Raw genomic sequence first — 25,107 nt, 5'->3', positions numbered from 1 at the left:
GGTGCCCCGCTCCGGTTCGCCGCGGATGGCGCGCCTCAGGCCCGCATGCGCACGTAGGTCCCCGGCGCCGGGCCGAGGGATTGGAGCGCATCCCCGCCGGGTTTCCGGGCCGGCACCCGCTCCGGCGCCTGTGCCTCGATCCACTGGAACCAATACGGCCACCACGAACCCTTGGTCTCGACCGCGGCGCTGATCCAGTCCTCCAGCGTCCCCTTGACCGGGCCGCCGGTCCAGTAGCCGTATTTCGGCTTGGACGGGGGGTTGATCACGCCGGCGATATGGCCCGATCCCGCCAGCACGAAATCGACCTTGCCGCCGAACACCTTCGAGCCCTCGAAGACCGAGAGGGCCGGCGCGATGTGATCCTCCCGGGTTGCGAGGTTGAAGATCGGGACCTGCACCTTCTTGAGGTCGAGGCGGACGTTGCCGAGCACCATCCGTCCCTGCGCCAGCGTGTTGTCGAGGTAGCAGTTGCGCAGATAGAAGGAATGATTGGCCGCTGGCATCCGCGTGGCGTCGGAATTCCAGTACAGCAGGTCGAAAGCCGAGGGCGATTTGCCCTTGATGTAGTTGTTGACGATGTAGGGCCAGATCAGGTCGTTCGGCCGGAGCATGTTGAAGGCGTTCGCCATCCGGGCGCCCTCCAGGTAGCCCTGCTCGGCCATCCGGGCCTCGACCTGCCGGATCTGCTCCTCGTCGGCGAAGACCTTCAGGTCGCCGGCATGGGTGAAGTCGACCTGCGTGGTGAGCAGCGTCGCGCTCTTGATCCGCCGGTTTCCGGTGGCGGCCTGCATGGCCAGCGTCACGGCGAGCAGCGTCCCGCCGACGCAGTAGCCGGCCGCCGTGACCTCGGTCTCCCCGGTGGCGACCCCGATCGCGTCGATGGCCGCCTCGATCCCCTCGCGCATGTAGGACTCGAAGTCCTTGTCGGCATGCCGGGAATCCGGATTCACCCACGAGATGCAGAAGACCGTCAGGCCCTGGTCGACCATCCACTTCAGGAAGCTCTTCTGGGGATTGAGGTCGAGGATGTAGAACTTGTTGATCCAGGGCGGAACCATCAGGAACGGGCGCCGCAGCACGGTCTCGGTGGCGGGCGCGTACTGGATCAGCTCGATCAGATCGTTGCGGAACACCACCTCGCCGGGGGTGACCGCCATGTTGCGCCCGACCTCGAACCCGCTCGGGTCGGTCTGGCGCACGCGCAGATGTCCGCCGCCCGCCTGTAGATCCTCCTCGTACATCTTCAGGCCGCGGACGAGGTTGGCGCCGTTCTCCTGGAGGGTATGGCGGATCAGCTCCGGGTTGGTCGGCAGGAAGTTCGACGGCGAGAGCATGCTGGTGAGCTGGCGCAGGTAGAATTGCGCCTTGTGGCGCGTGTGCGCATCGAGCCCCTCCGCCTCGTCCACGAGGCTTTCGGCCCAGCGGGCGGCGAGCAGGTAGGCCTGCTTGATGAAGTCGAAATACGGGTTGGTCGACCACTCGGCATGGGCGAAGCGCGCGTCCCGGGGCTCTGGAAGAACCACCGGGTCGGCGGGCTGGCCCTGCAGGCGCAGGTAGGTCGAGCCCCAGAGCGACAGGAAGGCCTGCGACAGGCGGGCCTGGGCCTCGGCGCTCCGCTTCGGGTCGGCGAGCCAGGTCTCGGCCACCTGTCCGAGGACCCTGGCGGCCTCGTTCATCTCGCTTCCGGGGGCGCCTCCCTGTCCCTCGGGCCCGAGGGCGCGGGCGATATTGCGCCCCATCGCCTCGACGAACTGTCCGGCATTGCGGGACAGCGCCTCGAAATCCGGCATCGGAGCAGCCATGCCGTCCGGCATCGCGCCGTTCGAGACCGACTTCGGAGGGGCGGTCCGATCCGGCGCCTGCGGACTCGTCAAACGTGCCTCCCTGTGTTTCGTCTGTCGACCCGATCGCGCGGGCCTCGTTTCCGACAAAATAAGGAGCGAGCCAGAGCTTTCGCCACCCCGGTTGCGGACGTCGCCGAAACATCCGGCCGTTCTTTTCAAACCCATGTGACGATGGATCGTGCCATTTTGAACCCTGTCGCCCGCATGTCCCGCAGCCTGCCGCTGATCCGCACGGCCGGCCTCGGGCTGCTGGTCAGCCTGCTCGGGGCCTGCTCGGGCGACGTCGTCCGCTCGCTGGCCTCCGATGCAGGCTACGGGCCGCGGACCGTCGCCGCGCCGGATTTCGTCGCGGAATCCCGCAGCAAGGCGCAGCCCGACTTCATGCCGGTGGGCGTCGACGCGCCGAAGCGCCCGGTCCGGGCCAAGTCGGTCACCGGCCAGAAGGCCCTGGAGGCGGAGCTGGAGAGCGCCCGCGGCCGCAACGAGGTCCGCGGCCGGGCGGCGGCGAGCGCCGGGCAGGGCGCCGCGGCCACCATCAAGCCGGCCCCGGCGCCGCCGCAATAGCACCGATTTGAGCACCGATTTGTGGGTCGGCGGCGGCCCGCAACTCTGCTAGAGCATGGGGTTCGCGCGACCGGCCCAGACGAAAGACGCCAGATTCGGGACGCGCCGATGGACACGCCCATGACCGACTTCCACCGCATCAAGCGACTGCCGCCCTACGTCTTCGAGCAGGTCAACCGGATCAAGGCCGCCGCCCGCGCGCAGGGCGCCGACATCATCGATCTCGGGATGGGCAATCCCGACCTCGACGCCCCCAAGCACGTGATCGCCAAGCTGTGCGAGACGGCCGGGCGGCCCCGCACCGACCGCTACTCGGCCTCGAAGGGCATCGCGGGCCTGCGCAAGGCCCAGGCCGGTTACTACCAGCGCCGGTTTGGCGTGACCCTCAACCCCGACACGCAGGTGGTGGCGACGCTGGGCTCCAAGGAGGGCTTCGCCAACATGGCTCAGGCGATCACCGCCCCGGGCGACGTCGTACTGGTGCCGAACCCGAGCTACCCGATCCACGCCTTCGGCTTCCTGATGGCCGGCGGCGTCATCCGCTCCGTGCCGGCCGAGCCGACCCCGGCGATGTTCCCGGCCCTCGAGCGGGCCATGCGCCACTCGATCCCGAAGCCGGTCGCCCTGGTCGTCTGCTACCCGTCGAACCCGACCGCCTACGTGGCGAGCCTCGACTTCTACCGGGATCTCGTGGCCTTCGCGAAGCAGCACGAGCTGATCCTGCTGTCGGACCTCGCCTACGCGGAGGTCTATTTCGACGACAACCCGCCGCCCTCGGTCCTGCAGGTGCCCGGCGCCATCGACTGCACGGTGGAGTTCACCTCGCTGTCGAAGACCTACTCGATGGCCGGCTGGCGCATGGGCTTCGCGGTGGGCAACGAGCGCCTGCTCGCGGCGCTCACCCGGGTGAAGTCCTACCTCGATTACGGCGCCTTCACGCCGATCCAGGTCGCCGCGACCGCCGCCCTCAACGGGCCGGACGACTGCATCCACGAGATGCGCAGCATCTACAGGAAGCGCCGCGACGCGCTGGTGGAATCCTTCGGCAAGGCCGGCTGGACCATCCCGTCGCCCGCCTCCTCGATGTTCGCGTGGGTTCCGATCCCGGAGCGCTACCGGGAGATGGGCAGCCTCGAATTCTCCAAGCTGCTGCTGGAGAAGTCGGATGTCGCGGTGGCGCCCGGCATCGGATTCGGCGAATTCGGCGACGAGTATGTCCGCATCGCGCTGGTCGAGAACGAGCAGCGCATCCGGCAGGCCGCGCGCAACATCCGCCGGTTCTTCGACGGCACCGACAAGACCCTGCACAACGTCGTGCCGATGGTCCGGGCCGGCTAGCCGACCCCGCGCGGATTGTTGCCGCGGGGCGACAGGCTCCGCCAAAGGCGCCGACGCCCCGCGCCGGCGCTTGTCAGGACGGATCGCGATGGCCAGGGTCAGGTGCGGGGGTCCTCCCGCGTCCCGAGTGTCGCATGCGCCGCCTGAACCTGATCGCCGCCCTGCTGCTCGCCGCCGCGGCCTCGGCCTGTGCGCCGAACCCGATCATCGCCCGGGATCCGATCCCCGCGCCCGGCCCGGCGGACGTGTATGCGTGCGACTCGAAGCCGTTGCCGGTCAACGCCTTCACGACGGATTGCCGCCCCGTGCCGGCGAGCCCGCAGGTTGTCCTGCGCGCCCGCGGCTGATCTGCGCCGGCATTTCGGTAACCGGTCGATTCGGATGGGCCGGACAAGCCGCCCGCGATCAGCTAGACTGTAGGCCAGATGCCGGCCCGGCCGGCCCCCTGACGGAGCATCGCGTGAGCACCAAGACCCTGATCGCCGCCGGACTGCTCGCCCTCCTGGCGGGGCAGGGCGCCTCGGCCTCCGACGCCGCCTACCCGCCCGCGCCGTACCAGCCCCGCGCCTTCGTGTTCACCGCGCCGAACGGGCCCACCGTTCTCGAGACCGAGGGGTGCTGCCAGGTGGTGGTGCCGCCGGGCCGTCCCGATCTCGCGCAGCCCGCGGTCCCGGTCGCCGAGGTGATGAACGGCGGTGGTTTCGGCTATACGGGCTTCGACTATTACAACGACCAGATCACTGAGGGCCGGTTCGGCGCGCGCAAGCGGCCGAAGGAGTACGTGATCGCTCCGTCCTACATCGTGCCGCCGCGCTACTGAGCCGCCGGGCGTTCCGGAGCCTCAATCCTTGTGCGGATCGTGGCCCCAATTCATCAGCGACAACCGCCACGGTGAGTCGGGGTCCTTCCGGGCCTCTCCGCCCTGCTTGAGGTGGCGGTGGACGTAGCCCACCACCTTGCGCATGGCGGCGTAATCGTCGTCCGTCAGGTCGGCCTTCTTCGTATCCTTGATCGCCAGGATGCGCCGGCCCATCGCGTGGCCGGTGGACTCGCCGCCGCCCTTCTTCTGGCCGACCTCCTTGCTGGCCTCGCTGTCGAGGTGCTTCTTCAGCGCCGCGGGCGTCATGTTGACGGCCTCGTTGAAGTCCGCCCACGTCGCCGCGTGATCGTCGTCCGCCATCCGCTTGCCTCCTGGGCCCTGTCGTTCGTGCCCGACAACGCGCCCGAGGCTTGCCGGCTCGCCTCCTTCCCTGCGGTCGGGCGCCGCACGGGCGGCATGCGACGCGACGCGGAAGCGTTTACAGGCCGGGTCCCGGGGGCTATCACCCCGACCCGACGGACCTCCATTCTTTCCCCAAACCCCATTCCCGAAAAACCAGATGCGCGCCGAGATCGAGCAAGCCTCGGATGCCGCCAAGCAGTCTATAGGGCTGCTGAGGAGGCATCTTTGACTGGGATACAGTCGATAAACGCCTCGCGGAGCTGAACGCGGCTTCCGAGAACCCCGACCTCTGGAACGATGCCGAGGCCGCCCAGAAGGTCATGCGCGAGCGCCAGCAGCTCGACGAGGCCGTCACGGCGATCAAGAAGCTCGAGCGCGATCTCGAGGACGGCGCCACGCTGATCGAGCTCGGCGAGATGGAGGGTGACGAATCCTCGATCCGCGAGGGCGAGGCGGCGATCCTGGCCGTCGAGAAGGAGGCCGCGAGCCGGCAGGTCGAGACCCTGCTGTCCGGCGAGGCCGACGGGTTCGACACCTATCTCGAGGTCCATGCCGGGGCCGGCGGCACCGAGAGCCAGGACTGGGCCAACATGCTCCAGCGCATGTATGCCCGCTGGGCCGAGCGTCGGAAGTACAAGGTCGAGGTCGTCGAGATGACCGACGGCGAAGAGGCCGGGATCAAGGGCGCCACGCTCCTGATCAAGGGCCACAACGCCTATGGCTGGCTCAAGACCGAGTCCGGCGTGCACCGTCTGGTGCGGATCTCGCCCTACGATTCCAGCGCCCGGCGGCACACCAGCTTCGCCAGCGTCTGGGTCTATCCGGTGATCGACGACCGGATCGAGATCGAGATCAAGGAATCCGACTGCCGGATCGACACCTACCGGTCGTCGGGCGCCGGTGGCCAGCACGTCAACACCACCGACTCGGCGGTACGTATCACCCACAATCCGACCGGGATCGTGGTGGCGTGCCAGCAGGAGCGCTCGCAGCACAAGAACCGGGCGACCGCCTGGAACATGCTGCGCGCCCGCCTCTACGAGGCGGAGCTGAAGAAGCGCGAAGAGAAGGCCAACGCCGAGGCCGCGTCCAAGACCGATATCGGCTGGGGTCACCAGATCCGGTCCTACGTGCTGCAGCCGTACCAGCTGGTGAAGGACCTGCGCACCGGCACCCAGTCCACCGATCCGGACGAGGTGCTCGACGGCGATCTCGACCCGTTCATGGAGGCCTCGCTCGCCCAGCGGGTCTACGGCGGTGGCGAGGCGGTCGAGGATATCGACTAATCCGAACCTCCGGGGATCCGAACGACTGTCGTTCCGGTCCCCGGGGCGTCCAATCCGATCACCTCATCCTGAGGTGCCGGAGCGTAGCGGAAGCCTCGAAGGAGGCCTCCGGATACCGTTGCGATTGCTGGAGCCCTCCTTCGAGGCCCGCTGACGCGGGCACCTCAGGATGAGGGCGGTGGGTGGCAAGGCCTTGAGCATCCCACCGGCCACGCCCCTCAATACCCCAGCGCCGCCCCGTCCTTGCGCGGGTCCGAGCCGGCCGCCAGCGTGCCGGCCTTGCGGTCGATCCAGATGATCTGGCCGCCGCCGAGCGGCAGCGGCGCGCGGATCGCCGGGTGGCCGCGCTCGATCAGCCCCGCCATCACCGCGTCGGAGATCCCGCCCTCGACCTCCAGGCTGCCGCCATAGGCGAAGCTGCGCGGGGCATCGAGCGCCTCCTGCACGTCGAGGCCGCGGTCGATGAGGCCGGAGAGCAGCTCGACATGGCCCATGGCCTGATAGTGGCCGCCCATGACGCCGAACGGCGCGACCGCCTGCCCGTCCTTCATCAGCATGCCGGGGATGATCGTGTGCATCGGCCGCTTGCCGGGCCCGACGCTGTTCGGGTGGCCGCCCTCCGTGCGGAACGACAGGCCGCGATTGTGCAGCAGGACGCCGCTCTCGGGTGCCAGGATGCCGGAGCCGAAGCCCTGGAAGATCGAGTTGATAAGCGACAGGGCGTTGCCGTCCCGATCGACCACGCAAAGATAGACCGTGTCCTTGTGGGCGCGGCCCTCGGCGATCTCCTGCCTGATCTCGGGATAGATCTCCGGCTCGCGGGCCCGGCCCATGTCGATCGCCCCGTGGGCGGCGGCCTTCCAGGCGTCGGAGAGGAGGTGCTCGATCGGCACCTGGGCGAGGGCGGCGTCGCCGAACAGGACGTCGCGGTGATGATAGCCCTGCTTGCAGGTCTCGGCGAAGAGATGCAGCCGGTCGAGGTCCGAGAGGGCGCCGACGTCGTAATGCGTGAGCACGTTGAGCATCATCAGCGCCGCCAGGCCTTGGCCTGCGGGCGGGCACTCGTAGACGTCGTAGCCCCGGTAGCGGGTTGAGACGGGTGTCACCATGTCGGGCCGGGCAGCGGCGAAGTCGTCCAGGGTGTGCAGGCCGCCGAGCGCGTTGAGCCGGCTCACCATGTCTTCGGCCACCGGCCCCGTGTAGAAGCCGCGCGCGCCCTCCTGGGCGATGCGCCGGAGCGTCGCCGCGAGCTTCGGCAGGCGCAGGACGCTGCCGATGGCCGGCACCTGCCCGCCGGGCAGGTAGGTCTCGGCGGCGTGCGGATCGGCGGCGACGCGCTCCGCGCCCCGCTGCCAGTCCCAGCCGACCCGTTGCTGGATCACGAACCCGTCCTCCGCGTAACGGATCGCCGGCTGGAGGAGCTCACCCAGCGAGCGGGTGCCGTGCTCGCGGACGAGCAGGTCCCAGGCTGCGACGGCACCCGGCACCGTGACGGCGTGCGGCGAAGTCGGCGTGATGGCGACGCCGTGCTCGGCGTACCAGTCGGGCGTGGCGGCCGCCGGGGCGCGGCCCGAACCGTCCAGGGCGAGGGGCTTGGTGGCGCCGGCGGGGGCGTAGAGGGCGAAGCAGTCGCCGCCGATGCCGGTCATCAGCGGGTCGACCACGCATTGCACGGCGACCGCCGCGATGCCGGCATCCACGGCGTTGCCGCCCGCGCGCAGCACCTCGATGGCGGCGAGAGTCGAGAGCGGGTGCGAGGTCGCGACGGCGGCGTTGGCGGCATAGACCGGGGAGCGGCCGGGGGCGGAGAAGTCTCTCACGGGATGTCCTGCTGTATGGATCGTCTCGACGAGACGACGCTGCTTGATCCAAAAATCGGCCTGAGTTGCCGGAGCGCAGCGGAGGCCTCGAAGGAGGGCTCCAGGGATCGTGCGGCTCGCTGGAGCCCTCCTTCGAGGCTCGCTGTGCTCGCACCTCAGGATGAGGGAGGAGGGTGGGAAAGAGAAAGTGCGCTTGTCACGCGCCCTGACCCTCGGGCATCGCCACCCAATGCCCCGGCGCCACTTCAATGAGCGACCCGTCCGGCGGCTGGTCGTGGCCGGCGAGGTCCCGCGCGGCGAGCCGGGCGCGCTCCTCGGCCGGGTGCGGCACCGGCACGGCCGCGAGCAGGCGGCGCGTGTAGGGATGGCGCGGATCCTCGTAGAGGGCGTCGGCCTCGGCCATCTCGACGATCCGCCCGCGCCAGAGCACCGCGACCCGGTGGCAGAGGTAGCGGACCATCCGGAGGTCGTGGGAGATGAACAGGTAGGACAGCCCCATCTCGTCCTGCAGGTCCTGGAGCAGGTTCACCACCTGCGCCTGGATCGAGACGTCGAGCGCCGCGATCGGCTCGTCGGCGACGATGAAGCTGGGCTTCAGGGCGATCGCCCGGGCGATGCAGATGCGCTGGCGCTGGCCGCCCGAGAACTGGTGCGGGTAGCGCCCCAAGAACCGCGGATCGAGCCCGACCCGCTGGAACAGCGCCGCGACGGCCTCACGCCGCTCCGGGCCCCGCATGTCCCGCCGGTGCAGCTTGAACGCTTCGGCGACATAATCCCCAGCGGTCATGCGCGGGTTGAGGGCCGCGTAGGGGTCCTGGAACACGGTCTGCATCCGGGCGCGCATTCTGCGCATCGCCCCCGCCGAGAGCTTGGCGAGGTCGGTGCCCTCGAAGGCGATCGTGCCGGATGTCGGCGGGTTGAGCATCGTCACGGCCCGGCCGATCGTGGACTTGCCGGAGCCGGATTCGCCGACGAGCCCCAGGGTCTCGCCGGGACGGATGTCGAAGCTCACCCCCTCGACGGCGCGGAACACCGAGGCCTTGCCGCCCCACCACGAGCGCAGGGGATAGTGCTTGGACAGGTCCCGCACCGAGACGACCGGATAGTCCTGCGGGCTCATCGCGCGGCCTCCCGGCTCAGAAGCTGCGGCAGGTCGTACCAGGCGGCGACGAGGTGGCCGGGGGCGGCGCCGGGCGCCTGCGCCAGGGGCGGCATCTCGGTCCGGCACCGGGGCGTCGCGTAGGCGTTGCGCGGCGCGAAGGGATCGCCCGGCGGCAGGTGGCGCATGTCCGGGGGCGCCCCCTCGATCTGGTGCAGGCGACGGCGCCCAGCCCGGCCGCCGGAGAGGTCCGGCAGGGAGCGCAGAAGCCCCAGCGTGTAGGCGTTGCGGGGATCCGAAAAGATGTCGTCCACCGGGCCGCGCTCCAGGATCCGGCCGGCATACATCACCTGAACGGTGTCGCTGATGCCGGCCACCACGCCGAGGTCGTGTGTGATCCAGATGATCGCCATGCCGAGCTCGCGCTTCAGCTCCTGCACCAGGCCCACGATCTCGGCCTGGACGGTCACGTCGAGGGCGGTGGTCGCCTCGTCGGCGATCAGCAGCTTCGGGCGACAGCTCAGGCCGATGGCGATCATCACCCGCTGGCGCTGGCCGCCGGAGAACTCGTGCGGGTACTGGTCGAGGCGCGCTCCCGCGTTCGGGATGCGGACGAGGTCGAGCAGTTCCTTCGCCCGGACGCGGGCGGCGCGGGCGTCGAGGCCCAGATGGATGCGCAGGGGCTCGATGATCTGCGCCGCTACGGTCATGCCGGGGTTGAGCGAACTCATCGGGTCCTGGAACACGAACCCGATCGCGCCGCCCCGAACCTTTCGGAGTTCCCGCTCCTTCAGGGCGAGGAGATCGCGCCCCTCGAACAGCACCTGCCCGCCGGTGATGCGGCCGGGCGGGCGCGGGATCAGGCCCAGCATGGCGAGCACGTGCACGCTCTTGCCGGAACCCGACTCGCCGACGATCCCCAGGGTCTCGCCCTCGTGCAGGGTGTAGGAGACGCCGTTGACGGCGTGGACCGCGCCGCCGTCGGTGTCGAAGGCGACCGCGAGGTCGCGGACGTCGAGGAGAGGCTTGGTCATGGGCGCTGTCATGTGCGCTGCCTCGGGTCGAGGGCGTCCCGCAGGCCGTCGCCGAACAGGTTGAAGGCGAGGACGGCGAGGAAGATCGAAAGGCCGGGCCAGATCGCCATCCAGGGCGCCTCGTCCATGAAGTTCTTGGCGGTGTTGAGCATCGCCCCCCAGGAGGGTTCCGGAGGCTGCTGGCCGAGGCCCAGGAACGACAGGCTCGCCTCCGCGATGATGGCGGCCGCGATGGTGAGCGTCGCCTGGACGAGGATCGCCGGCACGATGTTGGGCAGGATGTGGACCCGGGCGATCCGCCAGGGCGGGTTGCCCATGGCCCGGGCCGCCTCCACGAACTCCTCCGCCGCCACGGCGCGCACCTGCGCCCGGGTCAACCGGATGAAGGTCGAGGTCGCCGAGAGGCCGATGGCGATCATCGCGTTGACGAGGCTGGGGCCCAGGAAGGCCGCGAGCGCGATCGCCAGGATCAGGAAGGGAATTGCCAGGAGCGCGTCGGTAAGGCGCGAGATCGCCCCGTCGATCCAGCCGCCCGCGTAGCCGGCGAGCAGTCCCAGCGGCAGGCCGAGGGACACCGCCAGCGCCACCGACACGAGGCCGGCGCCGAGGGAGGCGCGGGCGCCGAAGATGATCCGCGAGAGGACGTCGCGGCCGACCTCGTCGCCGCCGAACGGGTGCGCGAGGCTCGGCGCGCCGCGGACGTTGCCCCAGTCGGTGGCGGTGGGATCGTAGGGGGCGATCCAGGGGGCGAAGACCGCCATGAGGATCAGCAGGCCAACGATGATGAGGCCCGCGACGGCGCTCGGGCGCGCCCGCAGGCGCCGCCAGAAGGCCGCGAGGGTGCCGGGTTCCTGGATGAGGGCCGGCGTGCCCGCGGGGGCCGCGAGGCCGGTGGCTTCGGCGATGGGGGTGCCGGTGCTCATCGGGGGCTCGCGGGGTTGGCAGCGATGCGTACGATCCGCGCACACTGCTTTTCAGCGCAGCCCATGATGGTTTCAGGCCGGCCAGTGCGAGATGCGACGCGCTCCCTCTCCCGCTCGGGAGAGGGGACCCGCGCTTCACTCTGTGCACTCAATTGTAACTCCCGAAGTCGCAGCTCTGAAGACTGCGAGAGCGAGGCGCGGGCAATCCTTGCGCTCATGCCCGCCTGAGCTTCGGGTTCACGGCGGCCGAGAGCAGGTCGGCGGCGAGGTTGAGGGCGATGTAGGTGGCGGCCGTGCAGATCACGACGCCCTGCACCGTGGCGAAATCCCGGTTGAACACCGCATCGACCATCAGCTTGCCGAAGCCTGGCACGGAAAACACCTGCTCGGTGAGCACCGCCCCCGACAGGAGCTGCCCGAATTCCAGCGCCCCCAGGGTGATGATCGGGATCGCGGCGTTCGGCAGCGCGTGCCGCAGGGTGACCCGCAGGGGCGAGACGCCCTTGGCGCGGGCCGTGCGGACGTAGTCGGAGCCGAGCACGCCCAGCATCGCCGCGCGGGTGTGGCGCATCATCACCGCCGCGATGGCGTTGCCGAGCACGAAGGCCGGCATCACCATGGCGGCGAGGTTGTCCGACAGGCTCTCGAACGGCGAAACGTAGCCCGAGGCCGGCAGCCAGCCGAGTTCCACCGAGAACAGAAGGATCAGCAGGATCCCGAGCCAGAAGTTCGGCACCGAGAGGCCCCACAGGGCGATCCCGTTGGCGATCGTATCGGCGGCCTGCCCGCGCTTCACCGCCGAGAGCACGCCCGTCGGTACGCCGATGGCCAGCGCCACCAGCATGGCGAGACAGGCGAGTTCGAGGGTGACCGGCAACTTCTCGACGATCAGCTCGGAGACCGGCTTCTGCAGCCGGATCGACTCGCCGAGATCGCCCCGCAGCACGCCGCCGGCCCAGTAGGCGTAGCGTACCGGCAGGGGCTCATCGAGGTGGTACTTCTCGCGGATGAAGGCGATCACCTGCGGGTCGCGCTCCTCGCCGGTCAGCGCGGTGGCGACGTCCCCCGGCAGCAATTGCTGCAGGGCGAAGATGATCATCGAGGCCAGGATCAGGGTCGGGACCGCCAGGGCGAGGCGGCGCGCCAGGAAGCGAAGCATCAGGCGCGCAGCGTCAGTTGAGCTTCAGGCCGGTGAAGCGCACGAGCCCGTCCGGGTAGGGTACGAAGCCGGTGATCTTCTGGCTGTAGGCCCAGAGCAGCTTGCGGTGCAGAATGTAGATGCCGGGCCGGTCCTTCAGCACCTGATCGGCCAGGGCCTTCCAAGCGGCCTTGCGCTTGGCCGGATCGATGGTGCCGCGTTCGGCCTGGAGGGCCGCGTCGGCCTCCGGGCTGCAGTATTTGGGATAGTTCAGCGCCGCCTTGCAGGCGAGGAAGCTGTAGGTGTTCCCGTCCGGGTCGGACCGGCCGCTCCAGGAATAGAGCTGCGCCTCGTAATTGCCCTTGTCGGCGGCATCGAGCGCCGTGGTGAAGTCCACGGCCTGGATCTTCACGTCGAACCCGGCTTCCTTGGTCATCGCCTGGATCACTTGGCCCACCTGGGGCGACTCGCTGTTGGCGTAGACGGTGAGCGTGATCTGCGGGTTCGGCTTGCCGGCCTCGGCGAGCAGGGCCTTGGCCTTGGCCACGTCCCGCTTCGGGATCGGGTATTCGGCGACGTAGTTCGGGTTCTTCGGGTTGACCCACTGATTCCCGGCCAGGAACTCGCCGTTGTAGACGACCTGATTGATGGCGTTGCGGTCGATGGCGGCCTCGAAGGCGGCGCGAACCTTCGGGTCGGCCACCGGCGAGCCGGCCTTGTTGGGATTGAACAGGATCTCCTGGAAGCCGAGTTCGGTGGTGGACTCGAGCTTCAGCTTGGCGTCGCGCTTCACCTGCGGAACGTCGGTGGGGGCGAGCCGCTCCAGAAGGTCGAGCTGTCCGGCGCGCAGGTTGGTCAGGCGCACCGTGGCGTCGGGGATCGGCCGGAACTCGATCCGCTGGATGTGGATCGCGTCCTTGTTCCAGTAGTCGGGGAAGCGTTCGACCACGATCCGGTCCTGCGGCACCCGCTCGACGAACTTGTACGGCCCGGCGCAAACCGGCGCGGAGGCGAACTTGTCGCCGAGCCGCTCGGCGGCCTTCGGCGAGACCATCATGCCGGCCCGGTCGGTGAACTGCGCCAGCAGCGGCGCGAAGGGCTGCTTCAGGTTGATGCGGACGGTGAGGTCGTCGACCACGTCCACCGAGTCGATCGGCGCGATCTCCGAGCGGCGCTGCGAGCCCGGCATCGTCCTATGCCGCTCGATGGAGTACTTGGCCGCGGCCGCGTCGAGCTTCTCGCCGTCATGGAACAGCACGCCCGGACGCAGGTGCAGGGTCAGCGCCTTCTCGTCCGGCGACAGCTCCCAGGAGGTGGCGAGCTGCGGCACCGGCTTCAGGTCCGGCCCGATATCCACGAGCTTGTCGCACAGGGCGGCGAAGACCATCCGGCTCGCGAAGGTACGGGCGAGCGTCGGGTCGAGAGCGTCCGGATCCTCCATCATGCCGTAGCGCAGGGTCTGCGCGGCGGCGGGCCCGGCGAGGGTAAAACCGGCAAGGAGGCAGGCGGCGAGACGCAACATGAGACCAGTCCGGATGCAGGCGGAGAGGGCGGCACGGATCGGCCGCAGCCGATCCGGGAGACGGGCGACACTGTCGCGCAGCCTCCTGGCATGCACAATCCCAGGCAGCATCCATGCCATGCGGCCAATCTGCATCTTGTATTCGGTTTTCCGTGGCAATCTGGCCCGGGCCTCCCGGATCGGGCCGGCGCCGCATCCGATCGGCGCCCCCCGCAGGCCCGGCGCCGACCGCGTCCGCGATGCGAAGGTCCGGCTCGAGAGGGATTGTACAGGGCCCGAGATAAATCCAATTTTATAGATCGCCTGAACAACCCGGAAAAATTTTGGGCCGCAAAAGACAGCCTGTGTATTCCTATTGATGATGCAGGTGTGATGGTCCGGCGGCACGTCGTCATGTTGCCTGCGTTGTGCTGGAACCAGCGCCGTCGCGACTTCTACGCCGTGACCGCCGACGTCTCGACGGAGGGGATCCGCTTCCGCTCCTCCTCGCTGTTGGCGATCGGCGAGGATCTGACCTGCAGCATCCGCCATGTCGGGACTCTGGAAGCGCGCATCGCCCAAGTGGCCGGTCAGGAATTCGTCGCCTGCGTCCGGGGTGGCCGCGCGATCCTCGCCGACCTCGCCCGACAGTTCGTGACGCTGGCGCGCGCCCAGGACCTGCAGCCGGAGCCGATCCGAGCCCACAAGCGGATCGTGCCGAAGCAGAAGATCGTCCAGGTCACCACGGCCTCCGGCCAGGCCTTCCTGGGGCATGTGCTCAACGTTTCAGCCTCCGGGGTGGCGCTGCTCGTCGACCACGAACTCGAGATCGGCGCGACCATCCAGGTGGGGCACAAGGCTGCGACGGTGATGCGCCACTTCGCGCACGGCGTCGGGGTCGCCTTCACGGAGCCGTTCGAGCCGGCTGCGGTCCACGAGGCGATGTCGTTCTGACGCGCCGACCCGGGGCGGCCTGATCCGGGGAGGCGCCCCGCGGCGATGGCCGCCGGCCCCTCGCAGCAGCGGTGGAACGGCGCTACATCTTCGCAGATCCAGCGAAGGATTTCCGATGAAGCGTCTGCTCTCCTCCCGACCCGCCGCGTCCCTGGCGCTCCTGCCGGCCGCGCTCATCCTGCTGCCCCAGGCGGCGCTCGCCCATCCGGGCCACGGAGCCGCGACGGGCGCGGAGGCAGGCTTCCTCCACCCGCTGATGGGCGCCGACCATGTGCTCGCGATGGTGGCGGTCGGACTCCTCGCCAGCCTGCGCGGCGGACGCGCACTCTGGGCGCTGCCCCTGTCCTTCCTGGCGCTGATGAGCGTGGGGGCCGGCCTGGGCATGGCCGGTTTCGGGCTGCCCCATGTCGAGGTCGGGATCGCGCTCTCCATCGTCGTGTTCGGCCTTGCCGCCATCATCGGCCTGCGCGCGCCGGTCGCCCTCTTGGCCGGCTTGGTCGGCGTCTTCGCAGTGTTCCACGGCTACGCCCACGGGACCGAGATGCCGGAGACCGCCACAGGCCTGACCTTCGGACTCGGCTTCCTGGCGGCCACCGCGCTCCTGCACGCGGCCGGGATCGGCCTCGGCGTCGCGGCGGCCCGGATCGGGGCGACGCGGGCGGCGCCGACCCTCGGCGCCGGCCTTGCCGCGGCCGGTCTCGCCCTTCTGGTGCTGCCCGCCTGAGTGCGGCGGCCGATAGGGTCCCGGGGCGAGCCTCCGCCGCAGGCGAAGGGCCGCGCCTGAGCATTCGCATCGATCTCGGGCCGGGGCACCGCCTCGGTCCCGGCAAGGTGCGGCTTCTGGAGATGATCGCCGAGCACGGCTCCATCGCGGCGGCCGGCCGCGCGCTCGGGATGTCGTACCGGCGGGCGTGGATGCTGGTCGAGGCGATGAACACCGGTTTCGGCCGGCCCGTGGTCGAGGCGCAGACTGGCGGGCGGGCCGGAGGGGGCGCCCGCCTCTCGGACTTCGGAACCGATGTGGTCCGTCGGTACCGGGCCATCGAGGCGGCCGCGGAGGCCGCGGCCGCCCCGTTCCTGGGGCGGCTCGGGCAGGTCGGGGACACGTAACCGCCCCGGGCCCGGGCGCGATATCCGGGGTGCGATGTCACAGGCCCCCCGGGGCTGACCTCGCCCCACGCCGCCCCACGTCCCGCCGGTCGCATCGATCCCGGCGGCAGGAAAAGGACCCGACATGACAAAGTTACCGACGCTCGTCCTGGCGAGCCTGCTGGCCGTCGTCACCGGCGCGCAGGCGGCCCCGAAGATCGAGCGCCTGCGCGGCACCGTCGAAGCGGTCTCCGGCGATGGCTTCACCGTGAAGACCCTGGACGGCGCGTCGGAATCCGTGGCGCTCGCCCCCGACGCGAAGGTCTCCTGGGTCGTCCCGTCGAGCCTGGACGCGATCAAGGACGGCGTCTTCATCGGCACGGCCACCAAGGGCGAGCCCCCGGTGGCCCTCGAGGTCGTCCTGTTCCCCGAGGCGATGCGCGGCACCGGCGAGGGGCATTACGACTGGGACATGATTCCCGACCGCACGGCGGCCGGGGCGCCGGTGAAGAGCGCCATGACGAACGGCACCGTGAAGGCGGACGTGCATGCGACCGCGCCGGACGCGCCCCGCGTGAAGAGCGCGATGACCAACGGGACGGTCAAGGCGAGCAGCGGCAGCGCGGAGCGGACCCTCACGGTTGATTACGGCCAGGGCCAGTCCCTGCAGATCCTCGTGCCGCCGCAGGCGCCGGTCGTCAGCTTCGAGCCTGCCACCGCGTCGGCCGTCGCACCCGGCGCTAAGGTCTTCGTGATCGTTGCGCGCGGGGATGACGGCCGCGTCACCGCCCGGCGGGTCGCCGTCGGCAAGGACGGCCTGACGCCGCCCATGTGAGGGAGATCCGCCGGCGCCCCGTCGCCGGCGAATCGCGAGACGCTGATGCGCCGCCCGGCCCGGGATCCGAGTCGGGCGGCGTCCTGCCTGTCGACGCGGCACATAAGCCTGTCAGGACAGCATTCGTGCACATTGCACGACCCGTTGCCGACTAAATCACCCGGGGAATGTTGCGGGGCCGCAACATCACTCTGGAACTGCCAAGGCGCTCACGAATCCTCGTTGCTCGCCGAAACCCGTTCGCACATGGTGATCGTGCACGGGGGCATCGCCAAGCGAGAGCCCGCAGGAGCCTGCCACCTAAGACGCGGGCCAAACCTACAGAACGTGCGGCTAGACCCGGACAACCGGGCACGTCCGCATCATTGGGTCTCGAAGCTTTGGAGATGTCTATGAAGCTCTTGAAGAGCTCATTGCTCGGGTCTGCTGCTGCGTTCGCGGCGGTAGGCGCAGCTCATGCCGCCGACCTCCCGGTCAAGAAGGCGGTTCCGATCGAGTACGTCCGCGTCTGCGGCGCCTACGGCGCCGGCTTCTTCTACATTCCTGGCACCGACACCTGCCTGCGCATCTCGGGCCGCGCCCGGTTCGAGGGCGGCTACATGACCAGCTACTCGCGCCAGGGCAGCAACGGCGACACGTCGGGCTACCAGGGCCGCTTGCGCATCAACATGGATGCCCGCACCCAGACCGCCTACGGCACGCTGCGCGCCTTCGTCCGCCTCGATGCCGGCTCCCGCACCGGCTACTCCGGCGTCGGCACCTCCGGCACCCAGCAGCGCATCGGCCAGGCCTTCCCGGGCCTCGGCATCGACCAGTTCGGCCGCGCCCAGCAGTTCGTGAACGTCGACAAGGCCTTCATCCAGTTCGCCGGCATGACCGCCGGTCGCGCCTCGTCGTTCTTCGACTTCTACGCCCACGACTTCGAGTTCGCCGGCGCCACGCTCGGCTCCGACATCGCCTCGACCAACCTGCTCGCCTACACGGCGACGTTCGGCAACGGCCTGTCCGCCACGATCTCGGCCGAAGATCCGGTCTTCCGCCGCAGCGTGATCTTCTCGCAGACCATCAATCCGGCTGGCGTGACGGTCAACGGCAACCTCGCGAACTTCGCACAGACGTCCTCCCCGGCCGAGGTGTTCATCGGCTACACCAACGGCGTGCCGACCCGGTACAGCTTCGTCGACGTGATCCAGCGCTCGCGCATGCCCGACTTCGTCGGCGCCCTGCGCCTCGACCAGGCCTGGGGCTCGGCTCAGGTCTCGGCCGCCGTCCACGAGCTGAACGTCGGCAACGTGGCGAACGGCGCCGGCACCGGCACCGGCTCGAACATCAGCATCCCGCACGCCAGCAACTCGTACGGCTGGGCGGTGCAGGGCGGCCTGAAGATCAACACGCCGTTCATCGCGCCGGGCGACGCCCTCTACCTGCAGGGCGCCTACGGCTCCGGTGCCCAGATGTACACCGGCTACTGCGCCTTCAGCGGCTGCTACTCGCAGAACCCGGCCACCATCCAGGGCCAGAAGTTCGCGCAGTACATGAACGACGCGACGCTCAACCCGTTCACGGGTCAGCTGGAGCAGTCGACGAGCTTCACCGCGACGGCCTCGTACCTCCACTATTGGTCGCCGGAGTGGCGCTCGGCCTTCTTCGGGTCGTACGGTGAGATGAGCTACGGCAGCGGCGCTCGTCTCGCCCAGGGCGCGGCCTTCGCGCTGGCGAACAACACCGGTGGCAACTCGTTCGGCGTGAACGGCGTCGGCGTGCCGGGCACCCGGTTCTTCCAGCTCAGCGAGGCGCTGCGCGACACCTACCAGTTCGTGGCGGGCGGCAGCATCATCTGGTCGCCGGTGAAGGACCTCGATATCGGTGTCGAGGGCTTCTACACCCAGATCGGCGTCAAGAACGGCCGCGTGATCGACCGCGACAAGAGCCCGACCGCTTACGCCAACGTCGCCGGCATCAACAACGGCACCTTCGTGCCGCGGACCACGACGGCGGACAGCGTCTCCACCTTCCGCTTCCGCGTCCAGCGCGACTTCTAAGCCGCTTTACCGGCGCCGGGGCTTCGGTCTCGGCACCGGTCCCCGTGCTTCAGGAACCTCAAGGCTCGGCTTCGGCCGGGCCTTTTTCGTTGTGGTCGCCCTTTTGGACGCGCGAAGCGGCGCGTCGCCACGCGGCCTGATCGAGCTCCACAATCGCGCCTGTCGAGAACGGCGCCGAAGCAATTCGGCCGCCCTCCGGCGCCCGTCCCGGCGCACGCAGGCGCCATCTCGCTTCCCCCTTCCCGTATGCGTCGAACCGAGGCGTCGGGCCGTCCCGCCGCCTGTTCGGGTCCGGGCCGCACGCCTCTCCACGCCGACGCGGAGCGCGGGTCCGCCTGCTTCGGCAATTCGCGGGACCGCGGATTCCGGGTCGAGAGAGCCGCGCCATCGGCGCACGATCCCCTCTCTCGCCGCCCCGTCCGCGAGCGAAGCCGGGACCCTGTGTCGGGATGAACCGGCCGTGCCCTGGGCCGGGTCAGGGCCCGCGATCCCTTCTCAATCCTGATCGACGGCCCGGACGAGGGCCGCTCGCACGCCGAATCGGCGCCCCGGAATCACGCCGCGCTGCGGGTCCGTAGCGGCCTTCGGCCCGGTCCGTCGCGGCTGCTCCGGCGACGCGGAGTGTCCGGAACTGGCGTTTGCAGCCGCCTCGGGCGGAGGGATTTCGCGAGCCTCTGCGGTGTCTTTGATCGATGAGATGGCCTCCATCGGGAAGAAGACACTCGATTATTTTGCGGAATGAACAAAGCAAAAATCCAATACGGCTTCTGTATTGAAAGAAGAAATGTTGCCTATCTACAACAAAAACATAAGCGTTTCTGCGGCGTCAGGTTTTATGTTGCTCTGATATGTTCATGCGCACAGTGTTGTCGGCGTATCTTCTCGGCTTGGGACGAAATCAGTGAACGGAGACCCGGATCGGACTCTGTGTTTCCCAAGGGGGAGATAATTACTCTTTCGTTGTGTCGTAAATATTGAGGGATCGGGGGGTCTCAATGAACTATTTGGAATCGGTATTGCTCGGGGCCGTGGCGGCGATCACGACGGTGGGTGTCGCAGAGGCCGCCGACCTGCCGGCCAGGACGGCGGTGCCCGTCGCGTATGTCCGCGTCTGCGGCGCATACGGCCCCGGCTTCTTCTTCATCCCCGGCACCGACACCTGCCTGCGGCTCTCGGGGCGCGCCCGTTTCGAGGGCGGCTACAGAACCAGCTACGGGCGGCAGTTCGGCACGAACCTCGGCGACACGGCCGGATTTCAGGGCCAGATGCGCATCAACCTCGATGCCCGCACCCAGACCGCCTACGGCACGCTCCGCGCCTTCGCGCGCCTCGATGCCATCGCGCGGACGGGCTACATCACGTCCGGGACCCAGCAGCGCATCGGCAACGCTTTTCCGGGCTTGGGCATCGACCAGTTCGGCCGCGACCAGCAGCACGTGAATGCCGACAAGGCGTTCATCCAGTTCGCAGGGCTGACCGCCGGGCGTGCATCCTCGTTCTTCGACTTCTACGCCCACGATTTCGAGATCTACGGTGCCACCGCTGGCTCCGACGTCGCCTCGACGAACCTGCTCGCCTACACGGCGACGTTCGGCAACGGCCTGTCCGCCACGGTCTCGGCGGAAGATCCGGTCTACCGTCGCAGCCCGATCTTCTCGCCGACCAACAATCCGGCGGGTCTCCAGAACAATGCGACGCTCGCGAACTTCGCGCAAACCAGCGCACCCGCGCCGGTGTTCATCGGCTACACCGACGGTTTACCCTCGCGGTACAGCTTCGTCGACGCGATTGAGCGCTCGCGCGTGCCCGACATCGTCGGCGCCCTGCGCCTCGACCAGGCCTGGGGCTCGGCTCAGGTCTCGGCCGCCGTCCACGAGCTGAATGTCGGCAACGTGCAGAACGGCGCGGGTATCGGCACCGGCTCCAACCTCAGCATCCCGCACACCAGCACCGCGTATGGCTGGGCGGTCCAGGGCGGCCTGAAGATCAACACCCCGTTCATCGCGCTGGGTGACGCCCTCTACCTGCAAAGTGCCTACAGCAATGGCGCGCAGATCTATGCCGGATATTCGGCCTTCGCCGGGAGCTATACGCAAACCAGCGCCGGATATCATGGACAGAAATTCAATCAGTATTTTTCGGATGCGACGATCGATCCGTTCACCGGCCAGCTGCGGGAGTCGCGGGCCTTCTCGGCGGTCGCGTCGTTTCTGCATTACTGGACGCCGGAATGGCGCTCGGCCTTTTTCGGATCGTACGGCGAGCAGGATTTCGATCGGAGCGCCCGGCTGGGGCAGGGCGCGATCTTCGGACTGGCGAATCCGAGAGGCGCCAACAGGTTCGGCGCCAGCGCCGTCGGGTTGCCGGGGACACGGTTCTACGCGCTCAGCGAGGCCCTGCGCGACACCTACCAGGTCGTGGCGGGCGCCAGCCTCATCTGGTCACCGGTCCGCGATCTCGATATCGGCGTCGAGGGCTTCTACACCCAGGTCGGCGTGAAAAGCGGCCGCGTGATCGACTTGGACAAGAGCCCCACCGCCTACGCCAACGTCGCCGGCATCAACGCCGGCACGTTCGTCCCGCGCACCGTGACGCAGGATTCGGTCTCGCAGGTCCGCTTCCGCGTCCAGCGCGACTTCTGATCGGCAAAGCCGGTGGCGGCGCGCTGTCCCGCCGCTTGCCGCCGTGCCCGCCGACTTCGAAGCCCGGCACCCAGCCGGGCCATTGTCATGCGCACAACGATGGAGAGTGGTCTTTAATCCCGGCTTACGGGACAGGTGGCGCCCTTTGTTCCGCGGGTCGCGTTGCCGCCCATTCTCGACGCTGATACGCCGAATGTCACTTTATCTCCGCCGACCGTGCGGGACTCGACGGACCGCGTCCCATCACGCGGCCGCGACGGCGCGGCGAAAGGCGAAACGGCCCGCAGGCGGCGAGATATCCGGGGGGACGCCATGACCAGCACCGCTTCGACGAGCCCGATCCCATCACCGTCGAAAGGCCGTACCCGAGACGGGCGCGCGACCCGGTTCTGGCCGGACGTGTGGTGGCGCCTCATCGACCTCAAGATCGGCATCATACCGCTGCCGATCTTCGTCGTGCTGGCGATCCTCCTCACCGTTCTGGTCCAGGAGGGCGAGATCAAGCCTGACGGGCCGACCATGATCGCCGTCCTGGTGATGGGCGGCTTCACCTGCGCGGAGATCGGCAAGCGGATCCCGATCCTGAAGAACATCGGGGCCGGCGCGATCTTCGCGACCTTCATCCCCTCGGCGCTGGTCTACTACGCCCTGGTGCCGCCGCAGATGGTGAAGGCGATCACCGATTTCACCAAGTTCACCAACTTCCTCTACATCTACATCGCCACGATCATCGTCGGCTCCATCCTCGGGATGGACCGCGAGGTCCTGATCAAGGGCTTCCTCAAGATCTTCGCGCCGCTCGCCCTCGGCTCGGTGGCGGCGGCCCTGGTCGGCACGCTGGTCGGCACGCTCCTCGGCCTCGGCCCCTACAAGACGTTCTTCTTCATCGTCGTGCCGATCATGGCCGGCGGTGTCGGCGAGGGGGCGATCCCGCTCTCCATCGGCTACGCGGCGATCCTGGGCGTGCAGCAGGGCGTCGTCTTCGCTCAGGTTCTGCCGCCGGTGATGCTGGGCTCGCTCACGGCGATCATCCTGTCGGGCACGCTCAATTCCGTCGGCAAGCGCTACCCGCACCTCACCGGCGAGGGGCGGCTCCAGCCCGATTCGGACGAGATGAAATCCAGCGATGCGCAGGCCAAGTCCGAGGCCGCACGCGGTCAGATCGACCCCGCCACGATCGGCGCGGCCGGGCTGACGGCGATCACCCTCTACCTGCTCGGCGTCATGGCCCACCACCTCGTCGGCCTGCCGGCCCCTGTGGCGATGCTGTTCCTGGCCGTGTTCGCCAAGCTCGCCAGCGCGGTGTCGCCCCATCTCCAGGCGGGCGGCTTCGTGGTCTACAAGTTCGTGCAGGTCTCGATGACCTACCCGCTGCTCTTCGCCATCGGCGTGGCGATGACGCCCTGGCACGAGTTGATGGCCGCCTTCACGCTGGTGAACCTGATCACCATCGTGTCGACCGTGGCGACGCTGATGACCGTGGGCTTCGTCGTCGGGCGCTGGCTCGGGATGTACCCGATCGAGACCGCCATCGTGAACGCCTGCCACAGCGGCCAGGGCGGCACCGGCGACGTGGCGATCCTCACGGCGGCCAACCGCATGGCGCTGATGCCCTTCGCGCAGATCGCCACCCGGATCGGCGGCGCGCTGACCGTGACCGGCACCATCATCGCCATGAAGTGGATCGGTGCCTGACGGGCACCCGGAAAGGACGTCGTCATGGCCGGTGATCCCGGGGCCGTCGAGGCCACCCTCAAGTCCAGGATCGGAGCGATCCTCCGCTCGACCAGCGGCAACTTCCTGGAGATGTTCGACTTCTTCCTGTTCGGCTTCTACGCCACCTATATCGCGCGGGCGTTCTTCCCGGCGGGCAACGAGACCACCGAGCTGCTCCTGACCTTCGGCACGTTCTGGCTCGGGGCGCTGATGCGGCCGCTCGGGGCGATCGTGCTGGGCGCCTATATCGACCGGATCGGCCGCCGGAAGGGCCTGATCATCACGCTCGCGATCATGGCGAGCGGCACGGTGCTCATCGCCTTCTGCCCGAGCTACGACACGATCGGCGTCGCGGCCCCGCTGATCGTGCTCGCCGGGCGCCTGCTCCAGGGCTTCTCGGCGGGCGTCGAGATCGGCGGCGTCTCGATCTACCTGTTCGAGATCGCCACGCCCGGGCGGCGCGGCTTCTACACCTCGTTCCAGTCGGCGAGCCAGCAGGTGGCGATCATGTTCGCCGCCTTGATCGGCTACGGGCTGAACGCCTTCCTGACCAAGCAGCAGATCGGCGATTTCGGCTGGCGCATCCCGTTCCTGATCGGCTGCCTGATCGTGCCGTTCATCTTCTTCATCCGGCGCTCGCTCCAGGAGACGCAGGAATTCGCCAAGCGGACCCGCCACCCGACCACCCGCGAGATCCTCACCACGGTGGCCGCCAACTGGCGGATCGTGCTGCTCGGCATGATGCTGACCACGATGACCACGGTGACCTTCTACATGATCACCGTCTACACCCCGACCTTCGGCAGGAACGTCCTCAAGCTCACCGAGACCGACAGCCTGATCGTGACGCTGTTCGTGGCGATCACCAACTTCATCTGGCTCCCGGTGGGCGGAGCCCTGTCGGACGCGATCGGGCGCAAGCCGGTGCTGCTGACGATCTCGACCCTGTCGCTGCTGACGACCTACCCGGCGCTGCACTGGCTCGTGGCCGATCCGACTTTCGGCAAGATGCTCGCCGTCGAGCTGTGGTTCTCGTTCTTCTTCGGCGTCTACAACGGCGCGATGGTGGTCTCCCTCTCCGAGGTGGTGCCGGCCCATGTCCGCGCCAGCGGCTTCTCGCTGGCCTACAGCCTCGCCACCGCGCTGTTCGGCACGGCCACGCCGATGGTCTCCACCTTCCTGATCGAGAAGACCGGCGACCGGGCGGCGCCGAGCTACTGGCTCATGGCGGCGGCCGCCTGCGGCATCGTCGCGACGCTCGCGCTGTTCCGGGGCCGGCCGAGACTGGGGCGCGTACCCGCCCACGCCTGAGGGCGATCGCCGCTCAGCTCTCCTGCCAGATCCGGATCCGGGCCTTGAACGCGGCCCGGATATGCGCCCGGGCCGCCGCTTCTGCGCCGTCTGCATCGTGCGCCCGGATCGCCGCCACGATGGCGGCATGTTCGGTGAGCGACTCCGCGGCGCGGTCGGGGGCCGCCAGCGTGGTGGCGCCCGGCAGCAGCACCAGGGACAGGCGCATCGTCTCCAGCGTGCTCTGCAGGAAGCGGTTGCGCGCCGCTCCGTGGATCTGCCGGTGGAACAGGCGGTTGGTCCGCGCGAGCGCCGGCGCGTCCCCCAGCAGCGTCCGGTCCCGGGCGACCATCTCCTCCAGGATCTCGGTCTCGACCGCGCTCGCATGGATCGCCGCGAGGCGGGCGGCCGTCCCCTCCAGCACCTCGCGCAGATCGTAGAGTTCGCTCACCTGCCCGTAATCGAGCTGCGCCACGCTGGCGCCCCGGTGCGGTTCGTGGGCGACGAGGCCCTGCGCCTCCAGCCGGCCCAGCGCCTCGCGCACCGGCGTGCGGCTGATCTGAAACCGCTCGGCCAGCTCCGCCTCGCGCAGGCGGCTGCCGGGCGCGAGTTCGCCCTCCTCGATCGCCCGCAGCAGCCGCTCATAGGCGCCGGCGCCGCTGGAGCGCTCCGATTCGCTCGCCTTCATTCCCGGCTCTCCTCGGCTTGGCCATAGCCCGAAACCGACGCCGCCGAAACGCTTGCGGCATATTGCATGCACTCGTATA

Annotated in this window: 22 protein-coding genes; 13 read left to right on the top strand and 9 right to left on the bottom strand. The window is 68.9% G+C overall.

The genetic code is table 11. The features are described from left to right. Positions 1 to 35: 35 nt before the first annotated feature. On the bottom strand, positions 36 to 1,817 hold the full coding sequence (locus A3862_RS05930; protein WP_043761696.1) for a PHA/PHB synthase family protein: 1,782 nt from the start codon (positions 1,815 to 1,817) through the stop codon (positions 36 to 38). Between the two features lie 216 nt (positions 1,818 to 2,033). Here A3862_RS05930 and A3862_RS05925 point away from each other — a divergent pair, with 216 nt between their 5' ends. The 4 genes from A3862_RS05925 to A3862_RS05910 all read left to right on the top strand — a co-directional run bounded on the left by A3862_RS05925 (position 2,034) and on the right by A3862_RS05910 (position 4,569). Next, positions 2,034 to 2,411 (top strand): hypothetical protein, encoded by a 378-nt coding sequence (locus tag A3862_RS05925; protein WP_236961774.1) that lies wholly within the window; start codon positions 2,034 to 2,036, stop codon positions 2,409 to 2,411. A gap of 120 nt (positions 2,412 to 2,531) precedes the next feature. Next, positions 2,532 to 3,749 (top strand): LL-diaminopimelate aminotransferase, encoded by a 1,218-nt coding sequence (locus tag A3862_RS05920; protein ID WP_043357422.1) that lies wholly within the window; start codon positions 2,532 to 2,534, stop codon positions 3,747 to 3,749. A 134-nt stretch (positions 3,750 to 3,883) separates the two neighbouring features. Further along, a complete protein-coding gene (locus A3862_RS05915) occupies positions 3,884 to 4,096 on the top strand; it encodes a hypothetical protein (RefSeq protein ID WP_020090818.1) in 213 nt (70 codons plus the stop codon). A 113-nt stretch (positions 4,097 to 4,209) separates the two neighbouring features. Further along, positions 4,210 to 4,569, top strand: coding sequence for a hypothetical protein (locus A3862_RS05910; protein WP_043357408.1), 360 nt, complete (start codon positions 4,210 to 4,212; stop codon positions 4,567 to 4,569). Between the two features lie 21 nt (positions 4,570 to 4,590). Here the strand turns inward: A3862_RS05910 and A3862_RS05905 are convergent, their stop codons facing one another. Further along, positions 4,591 to 4,929 carry a DUF3140 domain-containing protein gene (locus A3862_RS05905; protein WP_043385613.1) on the bottom strand — a complete coding sequence of 113 codons (339 nt, stop codon included), beginning with the start codon at positions 4,927 to 4,929 and terminating at the stop codon, positions 4,591 to 4,593. Between the two features lie 199 nt (positions 4,930 to 5,128). Here A3862_RS05905 and prfB point away from each other — a divergent pair. Continuing rightward, a protein-coding gene (prfB, locus tag A3862_RS05900) for a peptide chain release factor 2 (protein WP_100794053.1) occupies positions 5,129 to 6,257 on the top strand; the annotation gives its coding sequence in 2 pieces (ribosomal slippage) (positions 5,129 to 5,197 and positions 5,199 to 6,257; 1,128 coding nt in all). A 218-nt stretch (positions 6,258 to 6,475) separates the two neighbouring features. Here the strand turns inward: prfB and ggt are convergent. From ggt to A3862_RS05870, 6 genes are all read right to left on the bottom strand, one after another. Then, on the bottom strand, positions 6,476 to 8,077 hold the full coding sequence (gene ggt, locus A3862_RS05895; RefSeq protein WP_043357403.1) for a gamma-glutamyltransferase: 1,602 nt from the start codon (positions 8,075 to 8,077) through the stop codon (positions 6,476 to 6,478). Between the two features lie 196 nt (positions 8,078 to 8,273). After that, positions 8,274 to 9,197, bottom strand: coding sequence for an ABC transporter ATP-binding protein (locus tag A3862_RS05890; protein ID WP_043760180.1), 924 nt, complete (start codon positions 9,195 to 9,197; stop codon positions 8,274 to 8,276). Next, positions 9,194 to 10,222 (bottom strand): ABC transporter ATP-binding protein, encoded by a 1,029-nt coding sequence (locus A3862_RS05885; RefSeq protein ID WP_043385608.1) that lies wholly within the window; start codon positions 10,220 to 10,222, stop codon positions 9,194 to 9,196. Before A3862_RS05885 ends, A3862_RS05890 begins: the two co-directional genes overlap by 4 nt. Beyond that, positions 10,219 to 11,133, bottom strand: a complete 915-nt coding sequence (locus tag A3862_RS05880; protein ID WP_043760181.1) for an ABC transporter permease — start codon at positions 11,131 to 11,133, stop codon at positions 10,219 to 10,221. Before A3862_RS05880 ends, A3862_RS05885 begins: the two co-directional genes overlap by 4 nt. Positions 11,134 to 11,347: 214 nt before the next feature. Continuing rightward, positions 11,348 to 12,292, bottom strand: a complete 945-nt coding sequence (locus tag A3862_RS05875) for an ABC transporter permease (RefSeq protein ID WP_111473435.1) — start codon at positions 12,290 to 12,292, stop codon at positions 11,348 to 11,350. A 13-nt stretch (positions 12,293 to 12,305) separates the two neighbouring features. After that, positions 12,306 to 13,793: an ABC transporter substrate-binding protein gene (locus A3862_RS05870; protein WP_111473434.1), complete on the bottom strand. Its 1,488-nt coding sequence runs from the start codon at positions 13,791 to 13,793 to the stop codon at positions 12,306 to 12,308. A gap of 393 nt (positions 13,794 to 14,186) precedes the next feature. On the opposite strand from A3862_RS05870, the gene A3862_RS05865 reads away from it, so the two are divergent. The 8 genes from A3862_RS05865 (at position 14,187) to A3862_RS05830 (ending at position 24,361) form a co-directional block, all read left to right on the top strand. Then, positions 14,187 to 14,726 (top strand): PilZ domain-containing protein, encoded by a 540-nt coding sequence (locus A3862_RS05865; RefSeq protein WP_078947135.1) that lies wholly within the window; start codon positions 14,187 to 14,189, stop codon positions 14,724 to 14,726. Positions 14,727 to 14,841: 115 nt separating this feature from the next. Then, entirely contained in the window at positions 14,842 to 15,450 is a 609-nt protein-coding gene (locus A3862_RS05860) for a HupE/UreJ family protein (protein WP_052083771.1), read from the top strand. Positions 15,451 to 15,557: 107 nt separating this feature from the next. Further along, on the top strand, positions 15,558 to 15,836 hold the full coding sequence (locus A3862_RS05855; RefSeq protein WP_244447716.1) for a winged helix-turn-helix domain-containing protein: 279 nt from the start codon (positions 15,558 to 15,560) through the stop codon (positions 15,834 to 15,836). Between the two features lie 124 nt (positions 15,837 to 15,960). Beyond that, positions 15,961 to 16,650, top strand: a complete 690-nt coding sequence (locus A3862_RS05850) for a hypothetical protein (RefSeq protein ID WP_043385596.1) — start codon at positions 15,961 to 15,963, stop codon at positions 16,648 to 16,650. A gap of 392 nt (positions 16,651 to 17,042) precedes the next feature. Further along, the gene (locus A3862_RS05845; protein ID WP_043385593.1) at positions 17,043 to 18,692 is read left to right on the top strand and encodes a porin; all 1,650 of its coding nucleotides are present in this window, start codon (positions 17,043 to 17,045) and stop codon (positions 18,690 to 18,692) included. Positions 18,693 to 19,687: 995 nt separating this feature from the next. Next, entirely contained in the window at positions 19,688 to 21,334 is a 1,647-nt protein-coding gene (locus tag A3862_RS05840; protein WP_043760185.1) for a porin, read from the top strand. Between the two features lie 312 nt (positions 21,335 to 21,646). After that, positions 21,647 to 23,029, top strand: a complete 1,383-nt coding sequence (locus A3862_RS05835; protein ID WP_043760186.1) for a 2-hydroxycarboxylate transporter family protein — start codon at positions 21,647 to 21,649, stop codon at positions 23,027 to 23,029. A 24-nt stretch (positions 23,030 to 23,053) separates the two neighbouring features. Continuing rightward, positions 23,054 to 24,361 (top strand): MFS transporter, encoded by a 1,308-nt coding sequence (locus A3862_RS05830; RefSeq protein WP_043760188.1) that lies wholly within the window; start codon positions 23,054 to 23,056, stop codon positions 24,359 to 24,361. Between the two features lie 13 nt (positions 24,362 to 24,374). On the opposite strand, the gene A3862_RS05825 is transcribed toward A3862_RS05830, so the two are convergent. After that, on the bottom strand, positions 24,375 to 25,028 hold the full coding sequence (locus tag A3862_RS05825; RefSeq protein ID WP_043357372.1) for a GntR family transcriptional regulator: 654 nt from the start codon (positions 25,026 to 25,028) through the stop codon (positions 24,375 to 24,377). Positions 25,029 to 25,107 lie beyond the last annotated feature (79 nt).

Origin of the sequence: Methylobacterium sp. XJLW, assembly GCF_003254375.1 — a bacterium.
In the GTDB taxonomy this organism is placed as follows: domain Bacteria; phylum Pseudomonadota; class Alphaproteobacteria; order Rhizobiales; family Beijerinckiaceae; genus Methylobacterium; species Methylobacterium fujisawaense.
This window is presented reverse-complemented; position numbering and strand designations above follow the sequence as displayed.